This window comes from Limnohabitans sp. (assembly GCF_034680285.1).
Lineage (GTDB): Bacteria > Pseudomonadota > Gammaproteobacteria > Burkholderiales > Burkholderiaceae_C > Limnohabitans_A.
Window position 1 is genome coordinate 1 of record NZ_JAXITC010000001.1, and the last position, 20,909, is coordinate 20,909.

18 protein-coding genes and 1 tRNA gene are annotated in these 20,909 nt (G+C 58.8%); 16 read left to right on the forward strand and 3 right to left on the reverse strand.

Annotation, left to right across the window (positions count from 1 at the left end; translation table 11 throughout):
- Positions 1–239: 239 nt before the first annotated feature.
- From SWE17_RS00005 to SWE17_RS00040, 8 genes are all read left to right on the forward strand, one after another.
- On the forward strand, positions 240–1,733 hold the full coding sequence (locus SWE17_RS00005; protein WP_322991096.1) for a sigma-54 interaction domain-containing protein: 1,494 nt from the start codon (positions 240–242) through the stop codon (positions 1,731–1,733).
- A 204-nt stretch (positions 1,734–1,937) separates the two neighbouring features.
- The gene (locus SWE17_RS00010; RefSeq protein WP_322991097.1) at positions 1,938–3,125 is read left to right on the forward strand and encodes a substrate-binding domain-containing protein; all 1,188 of its coding nucleotides are present in this window, start codon (positions 1,938–1,940) and stop codon (positions 3,123–3,125) included.
- 138 nt (positions 3,126–3,263) lie between these two features.
- Complete coding sequence (locus SWE17_RS00015; RefSeq protein ID WP_322991098.1) at positions 3,264–4,028, forward strand: ABC transporter ATP-binding protein; 765 nt, start codon at positions 3,264–3,266, stop codon at positions 4,026–4,028.
- Positions 4,025–4,765, forward strand: coding sequence for an ABC transporter ATP-binding protein (locus SWE17_RS00020; RefSeq protein ID WP_322991099.1), 741 nt, complete (start codon positions 4,025–4,027; stop codon positions 4,763–4,765). The genes SWE17_RS00015 and SWE17_RS00020 overlap by 4 nt, the downstream gene beginning before the upstream one ends.
- On the forward strand, positions 4,762–5,748 hold the full coding sequence (locus SWE17_RS00025; RefSeq protein ID WP_322991100.1) for a branched-chain amino acid ABC transporter permease: 987 nt from the start codon (positions 4,762–4,764) through the stop codon (positions 5,746–5,748). Before SWE17_RS00020 ends, SWE17_RS00025 begins: the two co-directional genes overlap by 4 nt.
- Before the next feature lie 10 nt (positions 5,749–5,758).
- Positions 5,759–6,862 (forward strand): branched-chain amino acid ABC transporter permease, encoded by a 1,104-nt coding sequence (locus SWE17_RS00030; protein WP_322991101.1) that lies wholly within the window; start codon positions 5,759–5,761, stop codon positions 6,860–6,862.
- 7 nt (positions 6,863–6,869) lie between these two features.
- Positions 6,870–7,736, forward strand: coding sequence for an alpha/beta hydrolase (locus SWE17_RS00035; RefSeq protein ID WP_322991102.1), 867 nt, complete (start codon positions 6,870–6,872; stop codon positions 7,734–7,736).
- A 168-nt stretch (positions 7,737–7,904) separates the two neighbouring features.
- The gene (locus SWE17_RS00040) at positions 7,905–8,276 is read left to right on the forward strand and encodes a DUF2237 domain-containing protein (protein WP_322991103.1); all 372 of its coding nucleotides are present in this window, start codon (positions 7,905–7,907) and stop codon (positions 8,274–8,276) included.
- A gap of 21 nt (positions 8,277–8,297) precedes the next feature.
- Here SWE17_RS00040 and hemH read toward each other — a convergent pair whose 3' ends face one another.
- Positions 8,298–9,386, reverse strand: coding sequence for a ferrochelatase (gene hemH / locus SWE17_RS00045; RefSeq protein WP_322991104.1), 1,089 nt, complete (start codon positions 9,384–9,386; stop codon positions 8,298–8,300).
- Positions 9,387–9,406: 20 nt separating this feature from the next.
- Here hemH and SWE17_RS00050 point away from each other — a divergent pair, with 20 nt between their 5' ends.
- Both SWE17_RS00050 and SWE17_RS00055 read left to right on the forward strand, forming a co-directional pair.
- The gene (locus tag SWE17_RS00050) at positions 9,407–10,114 is read left to right on the forward strand and encodes an HAD family hydrolase (RefSeq protein WP_322991105.1); all 708 of its coding nucleotides are present in this window, start codon (positions 9,407–9,409) and stop codon (positions 10,112–10,114) included.
- A 10-nt stretch (positions 10,115–10,124) separates the two neighbouring features.
- On the forward strand, positions 10,125–10,775 hold the full coding sequence (locus tag SWE17_RS00055) for a glutathione S-transferase family protein (RefSeq protein ID WP_322991106.1): 651 nt from the start codon (positions 10,125–10,127) through the stop codon (positions 10,773–10,775).
- On the opposite strand, the gene hpnD is transcribed toward SWE17_RS00055, so the two are convergent.
- A complete protein-coding gene (gene hpnD / locus SWE17_RS00060) occupies positions 10,776–11,615 on the reverse strand; it encodes a presqualene diphosphate synthase HpnD (protein ID WP_322991107.1) in 840 nt (279 codons plus the stop codon). It abuts the gene before it with no gap.
- Positions 11,616–11,646: 31 nt separating this feature from the next.
- On the reverse strand, positions 11,647–12,720 hold the full coding sequence (locus tag SWE17_RS00065; protein ID WP_322991108.1) for a phytoene/squalene synthase family protein: 1,074 nt from the start codon (positions 12,718–12,720) through the stop codon (positions 11,647–11,649).
- Between the two features lie 85 nt (positions 12,721–12,805).
- Between SWE17_RS00065 and SWE17_RS00070 the strand changes: the two genes are divergently transcribed.
- The 6 genes from SWE17_RS00070 to clpX all read left to right on the forward strand — a co-directional run bounded on the left by SWE17_RS00070 (position 12,806) and on the right by clpX (position 20,842).
- Positions 12,806–13,996, forward strand: a complete 1,191-nt coding sequence (locus tag SWE17_RS00070) for an efflux RND transporter periplasmic adaptor subunit (protein WP_322991109.1) — start codon at positions 12,806–12,808, stop codon at positions 13,994–13,996.
- Between the two features lie 4 nt (positions 13,997–14,000).
- Complete coding sequence (locus SWE17_RS00075; RefSeq protein WP_322991110.1) at positions 14,001–17,156, forward strand: efflux RND transporter permease subunit; 3,156 nt, start codon at positions 14,001–14,003, stop codon at positions 17,154–17,156.
- A gap of 116 nt (positions 17,157–17,272) precedes the next feature.
- Positions 17,273–17,359 (forward strand) — tRNA-Leu (locus SWE17_RS00080).
- Positions 17,360–17,422: 63 nt separating this feature from the next.
- Entirely contained in the window at positions 17,423–18,736 is a 1,314-nt protein-coding gene (gene tig / locus SWE17_RS00085) for a trigger factor (RefSeq protein WP_322991111.1), read from the forward strand.
- Positions 18,737–18,859: 123 nt separating this feature from the next.
- A complete protein-coding gene (clpP, locus tag SWE17_RS00090) occupies positions 18,860–19,468 on the forward strand; it encodes an ATP-dependent Clp endopeptidase proteolytic subunit ClpP (protein ID WP_322991112.1) in 609 nt (202 codons plus the stop codon).
- 108 nt (positions 19,469–19,576) lie between these two features.
- Positions 19,577–20,842: an ATP-dependent Clp protease ATP-binding subunit ClpX gene (clpX, locus tag SWE17_RS00095; RefSeq protein ID WP_322991113.1), complete on the forward strand. Its 1,266-nt coding sequence runs from the start codon at positions 19,577–19,579 to the stop codon at positions 20,840–20,842.
- Positions 20,843–20,909: the final 67 nt, after the last annotated feature.

The following is a 20,909-nucleotide window of genomic DNA, read 5'->3' on the forward strand; positions in this document are numbered from 1 at the left end:
ACAGAAGCTGCAAGATACGAACGCGACGCCGCCTACCGAAGCGTGTTTTCAAACAACCTCGGCTGAGGAGCCGCCCAATGAAGATGCGCCAACGTTGGTGTGAACCTCAATATTTGCAGGCCAACTCAGGGGAGACGTCAGTCGGCCCAGGGTTTCGCATGCTTCCAATGGCTAAGTAGCCCTCGCATTCGGGAGTGCTTGAGTGGTTGGTCGACGAGCGCGGTCGTTAAGATCGGCGAATGTCGTCAACAGCACTTTCCCATCAGCCTGTATTGCCTAAAGATGCTCAAAGCATTTTGAATCTGGCCGCCAAGTCTTTGTTTGATGTCTTTGCAAATGCCAGCGAAGGCATGTTGTTGGTCGATCGATCAGGCAGTGTGGTTTGGATCAATGACCAGTACCGCCGGTACCTACCAGCCTTGGGTTTTGCCAGTGAGGCTGACTTTGTGGGGCAACCGGTGGCCGCGGTGGTGCAAAACACACAAATGCAACGCGTGTTGGAGACGGGAAAACCCATCTTGATCGACCTGCTCACCAACAAGGCGGGCACCTTTGTGGTGAGCCGTTTTCCTTTGCGCGACGATGCGGGGCAGGTGATCGGGGCATTGGGCGTGGTGTTGTTTGACCAGCCGCAATCGAATTTGCAGCCGTTTTTGGCGAAGTTTTCCTTGATGCAGCGTGAGTTGGATGAAGCGCGTGACGCTTTGGCTGTCCAGCGTCGCTCGGGCGTTGGGCTGCGACAAGCTCGGCACAGTTTTGCCAGCTTCATTGGCTCAAGTTCGGTCGTGGTCGACCTCAAGCGCCAAGCGCGCAGGGCAGCCCAGTCCAGCAGCCCCGTGCTTTTGCTGGGTGAGACGGGTACGGGCAAAGAGTTGTTGGCCCATGCCATCCATGCTTCCTCGCCCCGAGCCAAAGGCCCGCTGGTCAGCGTGAACATCGCGGCGGTGCCCGAGACTTTGCTGGAAGCCGAGTTCTTTGGGGTGGCTCCAGGCGCTTATACCGGTGCAGACCGCAAGGGGCGCGATGGTAAATTCAAATTGGCCGATGGCGGCACCTTGTTTCTGGATGAAATTGGTGACATGCCCTTGGGTTTGCAAGCCAAGCTGTTGCGCGCATTGCAAGAAGGCGAGATGGAGCCCTTGGGTTCTAACCGATTGGTTCCGTTTGATGCCCGCATCATCGCCGCCACATCGCGAGACTTGGTCAAGCTGGTGCAGTCGGGCCAGTTCCGGGAGGACTTGTTTTACCGCCTGAATGTCTTGCCCCTGCGTTTGCCCCCTTTGCGTGAGCGGGCATCTGATGTTCCGGCTTTGATCGAGGTGCTGGCCGAAGACCTGGCCTTGCGCAGCGATTTGCCGCAACCCGAATTCAGCCCGCAAGCGGTGGCTTTGTTGTCAGCGCAATACTGGCGCGGCAATGTGCGTGAGTTGCGCAACGTTTTAGAGCAATTGCTGCTGCGCAGTGACACGGGCATGGTGGATGTGTCCGAAGTGGAGTTGGTTTTGCGGGAGTCTGGCTTGAGTCAAATTTCACCGGCCCCTGCGACACGTCAGTCCCTCTTGCCTGTGATGGCCCAAGATGCGAATGCCTGGTTGGCACCCCTGTCTGAACAGGTGGAGGCCTTGGAGCGTTTGGCCGTGGCCAAAGCATTGGAGGTCACCCAAGGCAACAAGGTGGCTGCCGCCAAAATGCTGGGCGTTTCGCGTGCGAAGCTTTATCTTCGTTTGCCGTGAAGTGTATTTATTTTGATCATGTGTATTTTTATTGATCAATAGAGTTGTATTTTAAAAATACAGTTTTGCAGTCTCTGATCTGACTGATTGGAAATATCCAGTATTGACAAGGGTTTAGGATGGGGGTGGTGCTGGATGTTTCTGGCACGGCTTGTGCAAACATTTTGTGTGACAAGCGCATGACCATTCCAACAGGAGACCCCTATGTTCCGTCGACACCTCATCTCTTTGGCCGCCTTGGCGGTTGCATCTTCCTTGGCCCCCGCCGCCATGGCCCAGGGCAAAGACATCAAAATCGCCCACATCTACAGCAAGACCGGCCCCCTGGAGGCCTACGGCAAGCAGACCCAAACCGGTTTGATGATGGGTTTGAGCTACGCCACAGGTGGCACCATGGAAGTGGCTGGCCGCAAGATTGTGGTGATTGAGAAAGACGACCAAGGCAAGCCCGACCTGGGCAAAAACCTGCTGGCCGCTGCTTATGGCGACGACAAAGTGGACTTGGCCGTGGGTCCCACCGCATCGCCTGTGGCCTTGGCCATGCTGCCTGTGGCTGAAGAGTACAAAAAAATTCTGCTGGTCGAGCCCGCCGTGGCCGACTCCATCACGGGTGAGAAGTGGAACAAATACATCTTCCGCACCGGCCGCAACAGCAGCCAGGACGCGATTGCCAACGCCGTGGCGGTGGACAAGGACGGCGTGAGCATCGTCACCATGGCGCAAGACTCGGCTTTTGGCCGGGATGGCGTGAAGGCCTTCAAGGACTCGGTCAAGAAAGCCAAGCTGGTGCACGAAGAGTACCTGCCGCCCGCCACCACCGACTTCACCGCCGGTGCGCAGCGCATGATCGACAAGCTCAAGGCGTTGCCTGGCCGCAAGATCATCTTCATCATCTGGGCCGGTGGCAACCCGTTCAAGATCGCCGACATGGACTTGAAGCGCTACGGCATCGAGATCGCTACGGGTGGCAACATCCTGCCCGCCATGGTGGCTTACAAGCAGTTCCCAGGTATGGAAGGCGCGGCTTACTATTACTTCGGCATGCCCAAGAACCCGGTGAACGATGCCTTGGTGGCCTCGCACTACCAGCAATTCAAATCGCCCCCAGACTTCTTCACCGCTGGCGGTTTCTCGTCGGCCATGGCTTTGGTGACGGCGCTGAAAAAGACCAACGGTGACACCAACACCAACAAGCTGATCAGCACCATGGAAGGCATGAGCTTTGACACGCCCAAGGGCAAGATGACCTTCCGCAAGGAAGACCACCAGGCCATGCAAAGCATGTACCACTTCAAGATCAAAATCGATCCGGCTTTCGCTTGGGGTGTGCCCGAGCTGATCCGCGAGATCAAGCCTGAAGAAATGAACGTGCCGATCCGCAACAAGCGCTGATCGAAACAACTTTGTGGGAGCCCCGCCCTCGGGGCGATGGCTTGTGAGCTGCGAGCGCTTTTTCGCGGCGAGGGCGCCGCTCCCACAAGGGCCGCTCCCACAAGGGCCTCTCACAGTAAGCTTTGACGGATGGATGGAATGCTTAAAACCCAAAACCTGACTGTGCGGTTTGGCGGTCATGTGGCGGTCAATGCGGTCTCGTGCCGCTTTGAACCCGGCACGCTGACCGCCATCGTCGGCCCCAATGGGGCTGGCAAAACCACCTACTTCAACCTGATCTCGGGGCAGTTACCCGCCACCGAGGGCACGGTGCATCTGAACGGGCGCGAGCTGACAGGCTTGTCAGCATCCGCTCGGACCCGTGCAGGCTTGGGCCGTGCGTTTCAGCTGACCAACCTGTTTCCGAATTTGTCGGTGCTGGAGAACGTGCGTTTGGCGGTGCAGGCGACGAAGGAGGGTGCCCACCGCCGGGGCCTGAACCTGTGGAGCATCTGGAGCGACCACACGGCATTGACGAACCGTGCTTTGGAGATTTTGCAATCCGTGTCGATGACCGCGCAGCAGGACGCTCCGGTGGCCAGCCTGCCGCATGGTGACCAACGCAAGCTCGAAGTGGCGCTGTTGATGGCGCTCGAACCCGCTGTCTACATGTTTGACGAACCCACTGCGGGCATGAGCCATGACGAAGCGCCGGTGATCCTGGACCTGATCCGCCAGCTCAAAAAAGACAAGACCAAAACCATTTTGTTGGTGGAGCACAAGATGGACGTGGTGCGCGAGTTGGCCGACCGCATCATCGTGCTGCACAACGGCCAGTTGGTGGCCGATGGCGAGCCGAACGAGGTGATCGCGTCGCCCATCGTGCAAGAGGCTTACCTGGGTAAAGCGAAGGTGACCGCATGAGCACGCCAAACATGGACAAAAATTTGTTGACCCTCGAAGGCGTGCACACGCACATCGGGGCGTACCACATCCTGCACGGGGTGGACTTGGTGGTGCCGCGTGGCGAGCTCACCATGTTGCTGGGCCGCAACGGCGCGGGCAAGACCACCACGCTGCGCACCATCATGGGTCTGTGGCAAGCCTCTCAAGGGCGCATCACTTTTGGCTGCGAAGACATCACCACACTCAACACGCCGGCCATTGCGCAAAAAAACATCGCCTATGTGCCCGAAAACATGGGCATTTTCTCGGACTTGACGGTGAAAGAAAACATGCTTCTGGCCGCCCGCAACGCCCAAAACGCCGGGCAGATGGACGAGGCGCGGCTGCAGTGGATTTTCAAACTCTTCCCCGCCGTAGAGAAGTTTTGGAGTCACCCGGCAGGCAAATTGTCTGGAGGGCAAAAGCAGATGCTGGCGGTGTCGCGGGCGATTGTGGAGCCGCGTGATTTGCTGATCATCGACGAGCCCAGCAAGGGCCTGGCCCCGGCCATCATCCAGAACATGATCGAGGCCTTTCAGCAACTCAAGGCCAGCGGCGTGACCATCTTGTTGGTCGAGCAAAACATCCACTTCGCCCAACAACTGGGCGACACCGTGGCCGTGATGGACAACGGCCGCGTGGTGTACGCAGGCCGCATGCAGGCGCTGGCCGAAGACACGGCTTTGCAGCAATCCTTGTTGGGACTGGCTTTATGAAATTCCTGCAAGACATCGATACCCGGCCTTTGCTGCTGGTGCCTGTGTTGGCGCTGTTGGCTTGGCCCATGATCGGCTCGGGTTCCACCTGGCTCACGCTGACTGTGGCGGGCCTGGCCATGGGCATGATCATCTTCATCATGGCCTCAGGCCTGACGCTGGTGTTTGGCTTGATGGACGTGCTGAACTTTGGCCATGGCCTGTTCATCGCGCTGGGTGCTTTTGTGGCCACCAGCGTGCTGGGCGCCATGGGCGACTGGACCGGCTCGGGCGAGTGGTGGCGCAACATGGTGGCGGTGCTGCCCGCCATGGTTGTTGCGATGGCTGTGGCCGCCGCCGTGGGGCTGGCGTTTGAGCGCTTCATCGTGCGGCCTGTGTATGGCCAGCACCTCAAGCAAATCCTCATCACCATGGGTGGCATGATCATTGGCGAGGAACTCATCAAGGTGATTTGGGGCCCGCTGCAGATCGCTTTGCCTTTGCCCGAAGCCATGCGAGGCGCGGTGCTGGTGGGTGATGCCGCGATTGAAAAGTACCGATTGCTGGCCGTGGCCGTGGGCCTGGCCGTGTTTGCCTTGCAAATGTGGGTGCTGGGCCGCACCAAGATCGGCTTACTCATCCGCGCGGGTGTGCAAGACCGCGAGATGGTCGAGTCGCTCGGTTACCGCATTCGCCGCCTGTTTGTGGGTGTGTTTGTGGTGGGCAGCGCATTGGCCGGATTGGGCGGTGTCATGTGGGGCCTGTACCAGCAAAACGTGGTGCCGCAAATGGGCGCGCAGGTCAACGTGCTGATCTTCATCGTCATCATCATCGGCGGGCTGGGCTCCACGGGTGGAGCGCTGATCGGGGCTTTGCTGGTGGGCCTGATGGCCAACTACACCGGCTTTTTGGCCCCCAAACTGGCGCTGTTCTCCAACATCGCGCTGATGGCGGGTGTGTTGTTGTGGCGTCCGCAGGGCGTGTACCCCGTGGCCAATCGTTGAAAGTCCGGACATGTTCAACCGTCTCATTTCCAACGACCAGCCCCGCAGCCGCCTGCTGGCCATCTTGCTGGTCCTCACCTTGCTGGGTTTGGCCTTTGCACCTTTTTTGTTCCCGGGCGTCAAGGCCTTGTCGGTCGCCGCCAAGGTGCTGATTTTTGTGGTCCTGGTGGCCGGTTTTGACCTGCTGCTGGGCTACACCGGCATCGTGAGCTTTGCGCACACCATGTTCTTTGGCATCGGGGCCTATGGCATCGCCATCTCGTCCAACACCTGGGGTCCGACTTGGGGCGCTTTGGCCGCCGGCTTTGCGCTGTCGCTGGCGCTCACGCTGGTGCTCTCGCTGGCCATTGGTCTGTTTTCGCTGCGGGTGCGTGCCATCTTTTTCGCCATGATCACCTTGGCCGTGGCTGCGGCTTTTCAGACGCTGGCTTCGCAATTGTCCGACTTCACGGGCGGCGAGGACGGCCTGAGCTTCAAGCTGCCCGAGCTGCTCTTGCCCAGCACCGAGTTCAGCGAAGAGCCGTTCCTCGGCGTATCGCTGGACGGGCGTTTGCTGTGCTACTACCTGTTGTTTGTGCTGGCTGTGGGGATGCTTTTGTCGCTCCTGCGCATCGTGAATTCGCCGTTTGGCCGCGTGCTGCAGGCCATCCGCGAAAACGAGTTCCGCGCCGAGGCCATTGGCTACCGCGTGGTGGTGTACCGCACGCTGTCGAGCGTGTTGTCGGCGCTTTACGCTTGTGTGGCCGGGGCCATGCTGGCGCTTTGGCTGCGCTACAACGGGCCAGACACCTCGCTGAGCTTTGAAATCATGATGGACGTGTTGCTGATCGTGGTGATTGGAGGCATGGGCACCATCTATGGCGCGGCCATCGGCTCGGTGCTGTTCTTGTTGGCGCAAAGCTATTTGCAGGATTTGCTGCGATTGGCCAGCGAGGCCACTGCTGCCGTGCCTTTGCTGTCGTCGCTCCTCTCGCCCGACCGCTGGCTGCTTTGGTTGGGTCTGCTGTTTGTGCTGTCGGTGTATTACTTCCCGACTGGGGTGGTGGGGCGTTTGCGCACCCGGGCCGCGCTGCGGGCGCTGGTCTCAGAGAAACCGGCTTCCTCCAAGATCTGAGGTCCCTATGGCTTTCATATCCAACTACATAACTTGCGCCGGACTGGAAATCCATTACACCGACTGGGGCAAGGCCGAACAAGGCACCGTGATCGCCTGGCACGGCCTGGCCCGCACCGGGCGCGACATGGACGAGCTGGCCGCGCACCTGAGTGCACGGGGTTACCGGGTCATTTGCCCAGACACGGTTGGCCGTGGCCTGTCGCAATGGAGCAGCGCGCCTGAGCAGGAGTATTGCCTGGCGTTTTATGCCCGCATCGCCCGCGAGCTGATGGATGGCCTGCAACTGCGTGCCGTGCATTGGGTAGGCACCTCCATGGGGGGCGCGATCGGCACCCTGTGCGCGGCCGGGCTGGTTGAGCCCACCTTGAAGCACCGCATCCTGAGCCTCACACTCAACGACAATGCGCCTGAATTGGCTCAAGTCGCTATTGACCGCATCAAGGCCTATGCCGGCACGCCCCCCGCTTTTTCGACGGTGTCTGAACTCGAAGCATTTTTGCGTCAGGTCTACAAACCTTATGGTTGGCTGAGCGATGCCCAGTGGCGACGCCTGGCCGAAACATCCACCCGGCGCTTGCCCGATGGACGCGTGACGCCGCACTACGACCCGGCCATGGTGGCGCAGTTCACCGCGCACCCCCATGACTACCTGATCTGGGAGCACTACGATGCCTTGAAGTTACCAGTATTGCTGCTGCGCGGTGTCAATTCCGATCTGGTCTTGCCAGCCACCGCCGCTGAAATGCGCCGCCGTGGGCCGGGTGCCCGTGGCCTGCTCAAGCACATCGAAGTGCCAGGTTGTGGCCATGCGCCAGCTTTGAACGTCTTGCAGCAACTGGAGTGGGTGACCGATTTCATCGGGTCCGTTTGAGAAGTCAAATGGCGAGATGACCCGTGGATGTTTGAAAAACGAACCTCATGTGATGAGCCAAGATGTGGTCTGTCTTTTCAGTTCACTGTAGGCTAGTACAGTTGATTGTTTGAACAGGGTTCCGTGCTACTAAAGTTAGCCACTGGCCCATACCTCAGGTCCATAAATATGACAACTGATGCTTTGAATGTGTTCGGAAAACCACTGACGGCTTGCTCATTTGACCCGCTGACAGGTTATTTCCGGGACGGGTGCTGCAATACACGAGAGGACGATACGGGCTCTCATGTGATCTGTGCAAGGATGACGGCTGAATTTCTGCAGTTTTCCTTGTCACGCGGGAACGACTTGATCAGCGCACGACCAGAATACCGTTTTCACGGGCTAAAGGCCGGGGATAGATGGTGCCTTTGCGCCATGCGTTGGAAAGAGGCCTTTGATGCGGGCGTTGCACCACCCGTGGTTCTGTCGTCCACGCACATGAAAGCTTTGGAATATGTGACGCTGGAACAGTTGCAATCCTGCGAATTCACCCCTTAATTCATTCGGGGTCATTTCACCTCAATGCTTGGCCCCATGAGCCAAGGCTCTTTCACGACTCGCCGCCATTGCCTTTTGATCCGGCGCTGACAAATCCCAAGCTTGCATGTGATCCAGGCTGATGTCGGTCAATGCCTCAATCCACTGAGCGTTGTTGTTCAGGCAAGGGATGTAGTTGAAGCCTTCTCCGCCTGCGTGCAGAAAAGCTTCTTGGGCTTCCTGTTGGATTTCCTCCAGTGTTTCCAGGCAATCGCTGGTGAAGCCCGGGCAGATCACGTCGACTTTTTTCACGCCTTGCTGAGCCAGTGCGATCAGCGTGGGCTCGGTGTAGGGCTCTAGCCACTTGGCTTTGCCAAAGCGGGACTGGAATGTGAGTTTGTACTGGTCTTTGGACAGGCCCAGTGCCTCGGCCAGCAGGCGGCCGGTTTTCATGCACTCGCAGTGGTAGGGGTCACCCAGTTGCAAGGTGCGCTCGGGCACGCCGTGAAAGCTCATCACCAATTTTTCGGCCTGGCCGTGGGTGGCCCAGTGATCGCGCACGGTTTGAGCCAGTGCCGCGATGTAACGGGGGACATCGTGGTAACGATTGACAAAGCGCAGCTCGGGGATGAGCCGGGTTTTGAGGCCCCAGCGGTACACCGCGTCGAACACGCTGGCTGTGGTGGTGCCGCTGTACTGCGGGTAGGCGGGCACGATCAGCACGCGCTGCACACCTTCAGCCTTCAGGGCGTTGAGTTGCTCGGGGACAGACGGCTGGCCATAACGCATGGCGTAACGCACCGCCACATGGTGGCCACGCTCTTGGAGGGCTGTGCCCAGTGACTGGGCTTGTTGTTCGGTGAAGGCTTTGAGGGGGGAGCCTTGTTCGGTCCAAATGCTGGCGTATTTCGCAGCCGATTTGGCCGGACGAACACGCAAGATGATGCCGTGCAGGATCAGCCACCAGATGGGTTTGGGGATCTCGACGACGCGGCTGTCGCCCAGAAACTCGGCCAAGTATTTGCGAAGGGCAGGGGCCGTGGGCGCGCTGGGGGTGCCCAAGTTGCAATACAAGACAGCCGTTTTGGCGGCCTGACCATGCTGGAAGGAGGGTTCTTTTTGAAATGCCATGTCGGGTATTCTCCCTCACCATGATTGACATTTCCCGAATCAAAGCCATTACCCTCGATCTGGACGACACTTTGTGGCCTGTTTGGCCCACGATTGGCCGTGCCGAGGTGGTTTTGCAGACTTGGCTAAGCGCCCATGCCCCTGCAGCAGCAGTGATGTCCGCAGATGCCGAAGTTAAAAAAGCGGTTCGTGCAGAAATCAACGCCCGCCATGCTGATCGGGCGCACGATTTGTCCTTTCTGCGCCGGGAGTCGATCCGCGCGCTTTTAGAACAAGCCGGGGAGCCTGGGCATCTGGCCGAAGCAGCTTTTGAGGTGTTTTTTGCTGAGCGCCAACGGGTGGATTTGTTTGACGATGCGCTGCCCGCACTGGCGTTTTGGAGCCAGCGCATGCCGGTGGTGGCGCTGTCCAATGGCAACGCCGACGTGCACCGTGTGGGCATAGGGCAGCACTTTCATGCCAGCGTGAGCGCCCAGTCCCTGGGCGTGGCCAAGCCGGACTTGCGCATTTTTGCGGCGGGAGCGGTAGCAGCGGGCGTCCAGCCCCACGAGGTGCTGCACATTGGTGACGACGCACACGCCGACTGTGTAGGCGCTTTGGCCGCCGGCATGCAAGTGGCCTGGCTCAACCGCGACGGCCACGAATGGACCCATGGCGACATTCGCCCACATTTGGACGTGCGAGACCTGCACGCGCTGTGCGCCAGCTGGCCAGATTACCAACCCTGAGGAGACCGACATGACTTTGAAAATTTACGGCATAGGCCCATCGCGCGCTGCGCGCCCCATCTGGACGGCTTTGGAGTTGGGTGTGCCGTTTGATCTCATTTCCACACCCTATGCGGGTGGGGCGACACGCACGCCCGAGTTTTTGGCGATCAACCCGAATGGCCACATTCCAGTCTTGATCGACGAGCGGGCAGAGGGTGCCGTCACTGTGTGGGAAAGCATGGCTTGCGCCTTGTACATCGCCCGTGTGCATGGCAAAGCCGACGGCCAAACCATTGCACCCGCCACCCCCCGCGAAGAAGCCGAGGCCTTGCGTTGGAGCTTTTGGACAGTGTCTGAGTTGGAGGCGGATGCGCTAACGGTGCTGATGCACCGCATGGCCATGCTCGAAGACCAGCGCAAGCCCGAGCTGGCGGATAAGGCCGAGAGCCGCCTGAAAGTGCCACTGGCCGTGCTGGAGAAACACCTGCAAGCCCAGCACGCCAAAGGCGAGACTTACTTGGCCGCCAACCGTTTCACCGTGGCCGATGTGTGTGTGGCCAGCGTGGCCAGCTGGGTGCGCCCGGCGGCTGCGTTGTTGGCCCAGTACCCGGCGGTGTCGGCTTGGCTCAAAGTTTGTCTGGATCGGCCTGCACAGGCTCAGGCACGGGCCATGAAGTGATCAGAAACGCCCGAGCGCCTGCATCTTCCACGCCAGCCACAGCTTGCGCAGCGGCGTGAGTGCAATGCGCTGGTGCAGCACCTGAAAGCCCGAGGCTTCTATTTCGCGCAGCAAGGTGCGGTAGATGCTGGCCATCATCAGACCGGGTTTTTGGGCGCGGCGGTCGGCCTCAGGCAGCAGGGCCAGCGCTTCGTCGTAGAGGGCGTGTGCGCGGTCGGTCTGGAACTTCATCAGCGCGGTGAAGTTGTCTGAATAAGTGCGCTGGATCAACTCATTGGCTTTGACACCAAAACGTTGCTGCTCGTCCAGCGGCAGGTAGATGCGCCCGCGCATGGCGTCTTCGCCCACGTCACGGATGATGTTGGTCATCTGAAAAGCCAAGCCCAGCTTGTGGGCGTACTGGGTGGTGGCCTCGTCGGTCTGGCCAAAGATGCGGGCGGCGACTTCACCCACCACGCCAGCCACCAGGTGGCAGTACGTCGTCAAGCCCACAAAGTCCAGGTAACGGGTCTGGTTCAGGTCCATCTGACAGCCTTCGATCACAGCCATCAAGTGGCGGCTTTCGATGCCGAAGGTGGGGGCCAGGGGCATGAGGGCGTGCATGACCGGGTGGCTGGGCTGGCCTGCGTAGGCTTGTTGCACTTCTTTTCGCCACCAGGCGAGTTTGGTCGCGGCCACGCCGGGGTCTTTGATTTCGTCTACCACGTCGTCCACTTCGCGGCAAAACGCATAAAAAGCGGTGATGGCCGCACGCCGCTCAGGAGGCAAAAACAAAAAGGCGTAATAGAAACTGCTGCCCGAGGCGGCGGCTTTTTGCTGGACGTAGTCTTGCGGGCTCATGGGCTGAGATTCTCGCATTCAAAGCGCGTGATCACGCCCTTGGTTCGCCGGACAGACGGAGAAATTCTTTTTGCAATACGGCTGCTGACCCCAAGCCCAAAGTGATGCGCCACAGCAGGGCGTGGACTTCGTGGCGCGGCATTTTGACGCGCTGGTTCAGGGCCGCAGGCCCGGCCTGGCGCAGCAGTGCGACGGTGCGCGCACCGATCAAGGCGGGCAAGGCGCTGGCCAGCCGCAGGCGCATTGGCTTGAGCGCCAAGGCGTAGCGCATGCCATCGGCCAGTTGGGCTTGGGTGTGGTCCAGCCATTGGGTGTAGAGCGTGGCCAAGGCGTGCAGGGTATCTGTATGTGGGGTTTGGGCCGCTGGCGCCAGCTTGGCCGGGGTCAGGCCCGCCTGCGCCAAGATTTCCACAGGCCAGTAACAACGACCGGCAGCCAGGTCGGCCCCAGCGTCGCGGATGATGTTCAGGCGCTGCAAGCCCATGCCGTATTCCCGCCCGATGCGCATCATCTCGGGCTGCGGCAGCAGGCTGTAGCCGGGCAGGTGGCGGCCGCACAGCTCAGTCCAGAACTCGCCCACACAACCGGCCACCAGCCAGGTGTAGTCGGTCAGTTCGGCTTCGGTTTGCAGGGCGTTCAGACCCGGACCAAAGCGGGTCATGTCCAGCTGTTGGCCCCGCGTGATGTGAGCCAGAACCTTCCGCACGCTGCTCTGGTCTTCCTGCCCCAAGCTGTGCAGGAGAGGCAGGCATTGGGGCAAGGCTTGCATCAGGGCGCGTTCGTGCTGGTCGGTTTGTTGCGCGGCAAAAGCCTGGGCCAGTTGGGAAAGCTCTTGGATTTGTTCGGTCGACGATGCCAAGTCTGCGATGCACTGCGTCATGCGTTCCAGCAAGACTTGGCGCTGTGCGACGGGCAAAGCGGTGGTGTCTGCGACCGTGTCGGTGGCGCGTGCCAGCAAATAACCAATCGCCACCGGCGCTTGTAAAGCAGAAGGCAGCAGCTGTATGGACAGGTGAAACGAGCGCGAGACACCGCGCAAGATGCGACGGAGTTGGGCGCTGATGGCTAGGCCGTGGGTGCGATTGAAAAAGGGGCTAATGGGCATGGTCAATGCCTATTGTCGCTTGACAAATTGGGCACCATTGCGTAGATTACTAACCAGTCAGTCATTACCTTTCCCTGGGATTTCCATGCCAAGCTCTTCTTTACTCGCCAATCGGCGAGTATTTCATTTCATAGCCACAGCTGTTTTTTTGACTACTTTGGCAGCATGTTCTAAAAAAGAAGCACCTCAAGAGCCTTTGCGGTCCGTAAAGCTGCTCACTGTAGCGGGCACAGATTTGAACATCACGGGTGACTACTCGGGGGAAGTGCGAGCGCAGGTGGAGTCACGATTGGGGTTTCAGGTGGCTGGCAAGCTGGTGCAGCGGCCTGCTGAACAGGGGCAGCGCGTAACAGCAGGGCAGTTGTTGGCCTTGATCGACGCCAAGGACTACCAATTGTCTGCACAAGCTGCAGCCGCACAAGTCCTGTCGGCGCAAAGTCAGCGTGATTTGGCGCTGGCAGACTTCAAGCGCTTTGAAGTCCTGAAGGCGCAAAACTTCATCAGCGGTGCCGAGTTGGAGCGTCGCGAAGCGGCCCTGAAAGCTGCCGATGCGCAGCTGAACCAAGCCAAAGCCCAAGCACAAGCCCAAACCAACCAAGCGGGTTACGCCCGTTTGACGGCCAGCCAGTCGGGCGTGATCACGGGTGTGGATGCGGAAGTCGGCCAAGTGGTTTCCGCAGGCCAGCCTGTGGTGCGATTGGCCCACGATGGACCCCGCGATGCGGTCTTTGCCGTCCCTGAGGCGATGGCCTTGACCCTGAAAGTAGGTCAAAAAATGAAGGCCACTTTGGTCAGCACTGGCCAACCCTTGCAAGGCAAAGTGCGTGAATTGGCCGCCAGTGCCGACCCGGTCACGCGCACCTACGCGGTCAAGTTGGCCTTGGAAGCGTCCGAGCGATTGCCTTTGGGCAGCACTGTGAATGTGCAGGCTTTGCAATTGCCGGGCAGCCAAGCGGGCGTGATCAAGTTGCCCACCAGCGCTTTGCGCCAAGAGGGTGCTGGCAATGCGGTGTGGGTGCTCGATACAGCCAGCATGACGGTCCGTAGCCAGTCGGTTCAGGTGGGTGTGGTCGATGGCAACGAGGTGGTGATCACCTCGGGCCTCCAACCCGGTCAGCAGGTGGTCAGCGCGGGTGTGCATGTGTTGTCGCCCGGTCAGAAGGTGACGATCTACAACGCGACAGGCAAAGCGGCCAGTGCATCACCGGCTTCCGCGTCTGTTTCGGCCGAATCGGCTGCTCCCGCCCAAGATGGCGCATCTGCAGCGCAGCGGTGATTGCATGAGCCAAACTGAGAACACCCGATTCAACCTCTCGCGCTGGGCGCTTGATCACCCGGCCCTGACCCGCTACCTGATGGTGGTGCTGATGGTCTTGGGCATGGCCGCTTACTTTCAGCTGGGTCAAGACGAAGACCCGCCTTTCACTTTCAGGGCCATGGTGGTGCGCGCCTATTGGCCAGGCGCCACAGCGGCACAAGTGGCCGAGCAAGTGACCGACAAGATCGAGCGAACGCTGCAAGAAGTGCCCTATGCCGACAAGATCCGCAGCTACTCCAAGCCGGGTGAGGCGCAGATCATTTTTCAGATCAAAGACAACTCCAAGCCTGGCGATGTGCCGCAGGTTTGGTATGCCGTGCGCAAAAAGATCGGTGACATGCGCGGCAGTTTGCCGCCGGGCGTGTTGGGGCCGTTTTTCAACGACGAGTTTGGCGATGTGTACGGCGTGATTTACGCCTTGGGTGGGCAGGGCTTTACCCCGGCTGAGGTCAAGGTACAAGCTGACAGCTTACGCCAGCAGTTGCTGCGCGTGCCCGATGTGGCCAAAGTCGAGTTGTTTGGTGTGCAAGACGAAAAAGTCTTTGTCGAGGTCTCTCAAAAGAAACTCGCTCAGATGGGCCTCGACATGGGTGCGGTGTTGGCCCAGTTGGGCCAACAAAATGCGGTGGAGTCGGCTGGTGCCGTGCAGTCGCCTGCCGATGTGGTGCAGGTCCGTGTGGGCGGTCAGTTTCAGACACTTGAAGACCTGCAAGCCATGCCGATCCGTGGTTCATCGGGTGCGCAGATTCGCTTGTCGGACATTGCCAAGGTGACGCGGGGCTATGCCGATCCAGCCAGCGTGAAAGTGCGCCATGACGGACTAGAGGTCATCGCCTTGGGGGTATCCATGGCCAAAGGCGGTGACATCATTGCCTTGGGCAAGTCTTTGCGTTCAACGATCGACGCCATCCAGGCTGACTTGCCTGCTGGCATGGCTTTGACCCAAGTGCAGGACCAGCCGAGCGCGGTGTCCAGTTCGGTCAACGAATTCATCAAAGTGCTGATCGAGGCGGTGGTGATCGTGTTGGCGGTGAGTTTCTTGGCGCTGGGTCTGCACAAGCGGCCTGGCGTTAACCCCCTGTGGCGGCGCTGGACACTGGACATTCGCCCCGGTTTGGTCGTGGGCATCACCATCCCGCTGGTGCTGGCCGTCACGTTCTTGGCCATGCATTACTTGGGCATTGGCCTGCACAAAATTTCGCTGGGCTCCCTCATCATCGCCTTGGGTTTGCTGGTGGATGACGCCATCATTGCGGTGGAAATGATGGTGCGCAAGATGGAAGAGGGCTATGACAAAGTCCGTGCCGCGACTTTTGCCTATGAGCTGACGGCCATGCCCATGCTCACCGGCACACTTATCACGGCGGCCGGCTTTTTGCCGATTGGCATGGCCAAGTCCATGACGGGCGAATACACCTTCGCGATTTTTGCAGTCACGGTGGTGGCGCTCTTGGTCAGTTGGGTGGCTTCGGTTTACTTCGTGCCGTATTTGGGCGCTTGGTTGCTCAAGCCCCCGACGTACGCGCTGACGGCCGAACAACTCGACTCGTCCGAGATGTACAACACCCCGTTTTACAAGCACTTTCGTGCTTGGGTGACGTGGTGTGTCACGCACCGCTGGAAGACGATTGGCATCACGGTGTTCTTGTTTGCCATGGGGATGGTGGGGATGGGCAAGGTGCAGCAGCAGTTCTTCCCGGACTCTTCGCGCCCGGAAATCATGGTGGACCTGTGGCTGCCCGAGGGTTCGCCCGTCAAAGCCAGTGAGGACATCACCCGCCGTGTGGAGCATCGATTGGTGCAAGAAGCGGGTGTGAAATCGGTCACGGCTTGGATCGGTTCAGGCGTCCCGCGCTTTTATTTGCCACTCGACCAGGTCTTTCCGCAGACCAACGTGTCGCAGCTGATTGTTTTGCCCGATGACCTGAAAACCCGCGAAGTGCTGCGGGCCAAACTGCCCGCTTTGCTGGCGCAGGAGTTCCCCGAAGTGCGTGGTCGGGTGAAGTTATTGCCCAACGGCCCACCCGTGCCTTACCCGGTGCAGTTCCGCGTGGTGGGCTCAGACCCCCAAGTTCTGCGCCAAAAGGCGGACGAGATCAAAGCCCAAATGCGACTGAACCCCAACACCCGGGGCGTGAACGACAACTGGAACGAATCGGTCAAGTCGGTACGGCTCGAGGTGGACCAAGCCAAAGCCAGGGCTTTGGGTGTGACCAGCCAATCCATCGCGCAAGCTTCGCGTACTTTGTTGTCGGGTGCCCCAGTGGGGCAGTTCCGCGAGGGTGACAAACTGATCGACATTGTGTTGCGCCAACCTTTGGCCGAGCGGGATGCCTTGTCGGATTTGAGCCATGCTTACGTGCCCACAGCCTCTGGCCGCTCGATTCCATTGCTTCAAGTGGCCAACCCGGTGTTTGCTTGGGAGCCTGGCGTCATGTGGCGCGAGGGACGGCAGTACGCCATCACCGTGCAGGCAGACATTGCCGAGGGTCTGCAAGGCGCGACCGTCACGGCGCAGCTGCTGCCGGACCTCAAAAAGACCGAAGCCACTTGGCAAGGTCAGGGTTTGAATGGTTACCGGATTGAAGTGGCCGGCGCTGTGGAGGAGAGTTCCAAAGGTTCCGCCTCGATTGCGGCAGGTGTGCCCGTCATGCTGTTCATCACATTCACCTTGCTCATGCTTCAGCTGCAAAGCTTCAGCCGTGCGATGCTGGTTTTCTTGACCGGACCTCTGGGTATGGCGGGCGTGGCAGGCGCTTTGTTGGTCCTGGACAGGCCGTTTGGATTTGTGGCGCTGCTGGGTGTGATCGCCCTGATGGGCATGATTCAGCGCAACTCGGTGATCTTGATCGACCAGATCGAGCAAGACAGAGCGGCCGGTATGCCCCCATGGCAGGCGATTGTGGAGTCGGCCGTGCGGCGCTTGCGCCCCATTGTGCTGACAGCAGCGGCTGCCGTTTTGGCCATGATTCCGCTCTCACGCAGCATCTTTTGGGGCCCGATGGCGGTGGCCATCATGGGGGGGCTGATTGTGGCCACAGCTTTGACTTTGCTGGCGCTGCCAGCCATGTACGCGGCTTGGTTCCGAATTGAGAGGCCAAATCAAGCCCGGGCCTGAAATTGCCTATTTGAAGCGGCTAAAATAGAAAGTTGACCGATTTCAAGCGGGCGGTCAGGTGAGTCACAGGGCTTTTGAGTCCTTTTGCGCACCTGTCGCCCTTTTTGTTTGGACATGCGCGGGTGGCGAAATTGGTAGACGCACCAGGTTTAGGTCCTGACGGTGGCAACACTGTGCGGGTTCGAGTCCCGCCCCGCGCACCAACCGACTTGTGGCCGATGGGATAACCAGCGGCCTGTGAGACATTCAATTAACCGAGAACGACGATGACTGTGACTGTTGAAACCCTGGAAAAGCTGGAACGCAAGATCAACCTGACTGTGCCTGTGGCGGCCATTCAGTCCGAAGTGGATGCGCGCCTGAAGAAAATGGCCCGCACGGTCAAGATGGACGGTTTCCGTCCAGGTAAAGTGCCTATGAACGTGGTTGCTCAGCGTTACGGTTACTCGGTTCAGTACGAAGTTCTGAACGACAAAGTGGGCCAGGCTTTTGCCGTGGCGGCCAACGAAGCCCAGGTTCGCGTGGCAGGTCAGCCCCGCATTTCCGAAAAAGAAGGCGCGCCTGAGGGCGAACTGAACTTTGAAGCCATCTTCGAGGTGTACCCCGAAGTCAAGCTGGGCAACCTGGCCGAGACCGAAGTTGAAAAATTGACGGCTGAAGTGTCTGACGCCGCCATCGACAAGACCGTGGAGATCCTGCGCAAACAGCGCCGCACCTTCGCCCAACGTGCGCAAGACGCCGCGGCTCAAGACGGTGACCGCGCCACCATCGACTTCGAAGGCAAGATCGACGGTGAAGTGTTTTCTGGCGGCAATGCCGAAGACTTCCAGTTCATTCTGGGCGATGGCCAGATGCTCAAGGAATTCGAAGACGCAGTGCGCGGCATGAAGTCCGGCGAAAGCAAGACTTTCCCATTGGCTTTCCCTGCCGATTACCACGGTCAAGACGTCGCTGGCAAAACGGCCGACTTCATGGTCACCGTCAAGAAAATCGAAGCGGCCAACCTCCCTGAAGTCAACGAGGCCTTGGCCAAGTCCTTGGGTATTGCCGACGCCACCGTGGATGGTTTGCGCGCCGACATCCGCAAAAACCTCGAGCGTGAAGTGAAATTCCGCCTGTTGGCCCGCAACAAGCAAGCGGCCATGGACGCTTTGGTTGCCAAGGCCGAGTTGGATCTGCCTCAGTCGATCGTGCAAAACGAGATCGAGCGCCTGAAAGAGGGTGCCCGCGCCGACCTGAAGCAGCGCGGCGTGAAAGATGCTGACAAGGCCCCGATCCCTGACGACATCTTCCGTCCTCAAGCCGAGCAGCGCGTGCGCTTGGGTCTGGTGGTGGCCGAAGTGGTGCGTGGCAACACCCTGCACGCCAAGCCCGAGCAGATCAAAGCCCACATCGAAGAGCTGGCCGCCAGCTACGAGCGTCCGGACGACGTGGTGCGTTGGTACAACAGCGACAACCAACGCATGGCTGAAGTCGAAGCCGTGGTCATCGAGAGCAATGTGTCCGATTTCGTCTTGGCGCAGGCCAAAGTGGTCGAAAAAGCCATTTCTTTTGAAGAACTGATGGGTCAACAGGCCTGATCGGTCTTTTGAATCCATGAAGAATGGGGCTTGTGCCGGGCTTGTAGTCTGGCTGACAAGCCCCATCTCATTGGTGGGGTTGAAAACCCGGTTAAAGTCATCCATGAATTTTCTGGAGAAAAGATGAGCACACTGGACATCACAAATTTGGGCATGGTCCCCATGGTCGTCGAGCAGTCGGGCCGCGGCGAGCGCGCCTACGACATTTACTCGCGTTTGCTCAAGGAGCGTGTGATCTTTTTGGTGGGTGAGGTCAACGACCACATGGCCAATCTGATCGTGGCCCAGCTGCTGTTCTTGGAGAGCGAAAACCCTGAAAAGGACATCTCGCTCTACATCAACTCACCCGGCGGTTCGGTGAGTGCTGGCATGGCCATTTATGACACGATGAACTTCATCAAACCCGATGTCTCAACGCTGTGCAACGGCATGGCCGCGAGCATGGGGGCGTTTTTGTTGTCTTCCGGTGCCAAGGGCAAGCGTTTTTCCTTGCCTAACTCCAAGATCATGATTCACCAGCCTTTGGGCGGTGCTCGTGGTCAGGCCACTGAGATTGAAATTGCAGCTCGCGAAATCGTAAAGACCCGCGCGCATTTGAACCGCATCTTGTCTGAGAACACGGGTCAACCGCTTTCTAAGATCGAAATTGACACAGAACGCGACTATTACCTGTCTGCGACCGAAGCCAAAGACTACGGTTTGGTGGACGAAGTCATTTCCAAACGCGCTTGAGCGTGGCCGGGCTGACCGGCACCCAAGCTGACGGCGTTTACCTCCAAAGGGTGAGCGCCGTTTTTCTTTCGTTATCATTGACGAATTCCGGATACCGAGGCGACATTTATGGCCGATAAAAAAGGCTCAACGACTGAGAAAAACCTGTTCTGCTCCTTTTGCGGCAAAAGCCAGCACGAGGTTAAAAAGCTGATCGCAGGTCCATCGGTGTTCATATGCGATGAATGCATTGATTTGTGCAATGACATCGTGCGCGATGAATTGGCCACCATCACCGTAGCCGAAGGCAACAAAGAAGGATTACCGACGCCTTTGGACATCAAAACCAACCTTGACAACTATGTGATTGGCCAGGAAAAGGCCAAGCGCAGCTTGGCTGTGGCGGTGTACAACCATTACAAACGACTCAAGCACAAAGAGACAGCCAAAAAAGACGAAGTGGAATTGGCCAAGAGCAACATCTTGCTCATCGGACCCACGGGGTCGGGCAAGACCCTTCTGGCCCAAACCATGGCCCGCATGCTGGATGTGCCTTTTGTCATGGCCGACGCCACCACCTTGACCGAAGCCGGTTATGTGGGCGAAGACGTCGAAAACATTGTGGCCAAGCTGCTCCAGACCTGCAATTACGACGTGGAGCGCGCTCAGCGCGGCATTGTCTACATCGACGAGATCGACAAAATCACCCGCAAATCGGACAACCCTTCGATCACCCGCGACGTGTCGGGCGAGGGCGTACAACAGGCCTTGCTCAAGCTGGTCGAAGGCACCATGGCCAGCGTGCCTCCTCAGGGTGGCCGTAAGCACCCCAACCAAGATTTCCTGCAAATCGACACGACCAACATCTTGTTCATTTGCGGCGGCGCTTTCGCAGGGCTTGAAAAAGTCATCGAGAACCGCACCGAATCCGGCGGCATTGGGTTTGGCGCTTCCGTCAAAAGCAAAAAACAGCGCTCACTGACAGATGTGTTCAACGATGTTGAACCTGAAGACTTGATCAAGTTCGGTTTGATTCCCGAGTTGGTGGGCCGTTTGCCAGTGATTGCCACTTTGGCCGAGTTGACTGAAGAGGCCTTGGTGCAAATTCTCACCGAGCCCAAAAACGCCGTCGTCAAACAATTCACCAAATTGTTGGCCATGGAAGGCGTTGAACTGGAAGTTCGCCCCAATGCATTGACTGCGATGGCACGCAAGGCTTTGGCAAGAAAGACTGGTGCCCGCGGACTGCGATCCATCATGGAGCAGGCGCTGATTGATACCATGTTTGAACTTCCCAACCAAGCGAATGTCGAAAAAGTGGTGGTTGACGAGTCCGTCATCGACGACAACAAGCCACCGTTGCTGGTTTACCGCGAGTCGGCCAAGCAGGCCTGACCCACATGCGCTGCTCTTTGCTATTTACCCCTTGCACTGGCCGGGTTGAAATTGCGAGAACAGCAAC

Bases quoted from the DNA above. Each gene is read 5' to 3' on its own strand.
- SWE17_RS00005 (WP_322991096.1), top strand. From the start codon at position 240: ATGTCGTCAACAGCACTTTCCCATCAGCCTGTATTGCCTAAAGATGCT.
- SWE17_RS00010 (WP_322991097.1), top strand. From the start codon at position 1,938: ATGTTCCGTCGACACCTCATCTCTTTGGCCGCCTTGGCGGTTGCATCT.
- SWE17_RS00015 (WP_322991098.1), top strand. From the start codon at position 3,264: ATGCTTAAAACCCAAAACCTGACTGTGCGGTTTGGCGGTCATGTGGCG.
- SWE17_RS00020 (WP_322991099.1), top strand. From the start codon at position 4,025: ATGAGCACGCCAAACATGGACAAAAATTTGTTGACCCTCGAAGGCGTG.
- SWE17_RS00025 (WP_322991100.1), top strand. From the start codon at position 4,762: ATGAAATTCCTGCAAGACATCGATACCCGGCCTTTGCTGCTGGTGCCT.
- SWE17_RS00030 (WP_322991101.1), top strand. From the start codon at position 5,759: ATGTTCAACCGTCTCATTTCCAACGACCAGCCCCGCAGCCGCCTGCTG.
- SWE17_RS00035 (WP_322991102.1), top strand. From the start codon at position 6,870: ATGGCTTTCATATCCAACTACATAACTTGCGCCGGACTGGAAATCCAT.
- SWE17_RS00040 (WP_322991103.1), top strand. From the start codon at position 7,905: ATGACAACTGATGCTTTGAATGTGTTCGGAAAACCACTGACGGCTTGC.
- hemH (WP_322991104.1), bottom strand. From the start codon at position 9,386: ATGGCATTTCAAAAAGAACCCTCCTTCCAGCATGGTCAGGCCGCCAAA.
- SWE17_RS00050 (WP_322991105.1), top strand. From the start codon at position 9,407: ATGATTGACATTTCCCGAATCAAAGCCATTACCCTCGATCTGGACGAC.
- SWE17_RS00055 (WP_322991106.1), top strand. From the start codon at position 10,125: ATGACTTTGAAAATTTACGGCATAGGCCCATCGCGCGCTGCGCGCCCC.
- hpnD (WP_322991107.1), bottom strand. From the start codon at position 11,615: ATGAGCCCGCAAGACTACGTCCAGCAAAAAGCCGCCGCCTCGGGCAGC.
- SWE17_RS00065 (WP_322991108.1), bottom strand. From the start codon at position 12,720: ATGCCCATTAGCCCCTTTTTCAATCGCACCCACGGCCTAGCCATCAGC.
- SWE17_RS00070 (WP_322991109.1), top strand. From the start codon at position 12,806: ATGCCAAGCTCTTCTTTACTCGCCAATCGGCGAGTATTTCATTTCATA.
- SWE17_RS00075 (WP_322991110.1), top strand. From the start codon at position 14,001: ATGAGCCAAACTGAGAACACCCGATTCAACCTCTCGCGCTGGGCGCTT.
- tig (WP_322991111.1), top strand. From the start codon at position 17,423: ATGACTGTGACTGTTGAAACCCTGGAAAAGCTGGAACGCAAGATCAAC.
- clpP (WP_322991112.1), top strand. From the start codon at position 18,860: ATGAGCACACTGGACATCACAAATTTGGGCATGGTCCCCATGGTCGTC.
- clpX (WP_322991113.1), top strand. From the start codon at position 19,577: ATGGCCGATAAAAAAGGCTCAACGACTGAGAAAAACCTGTTCTGCTCC.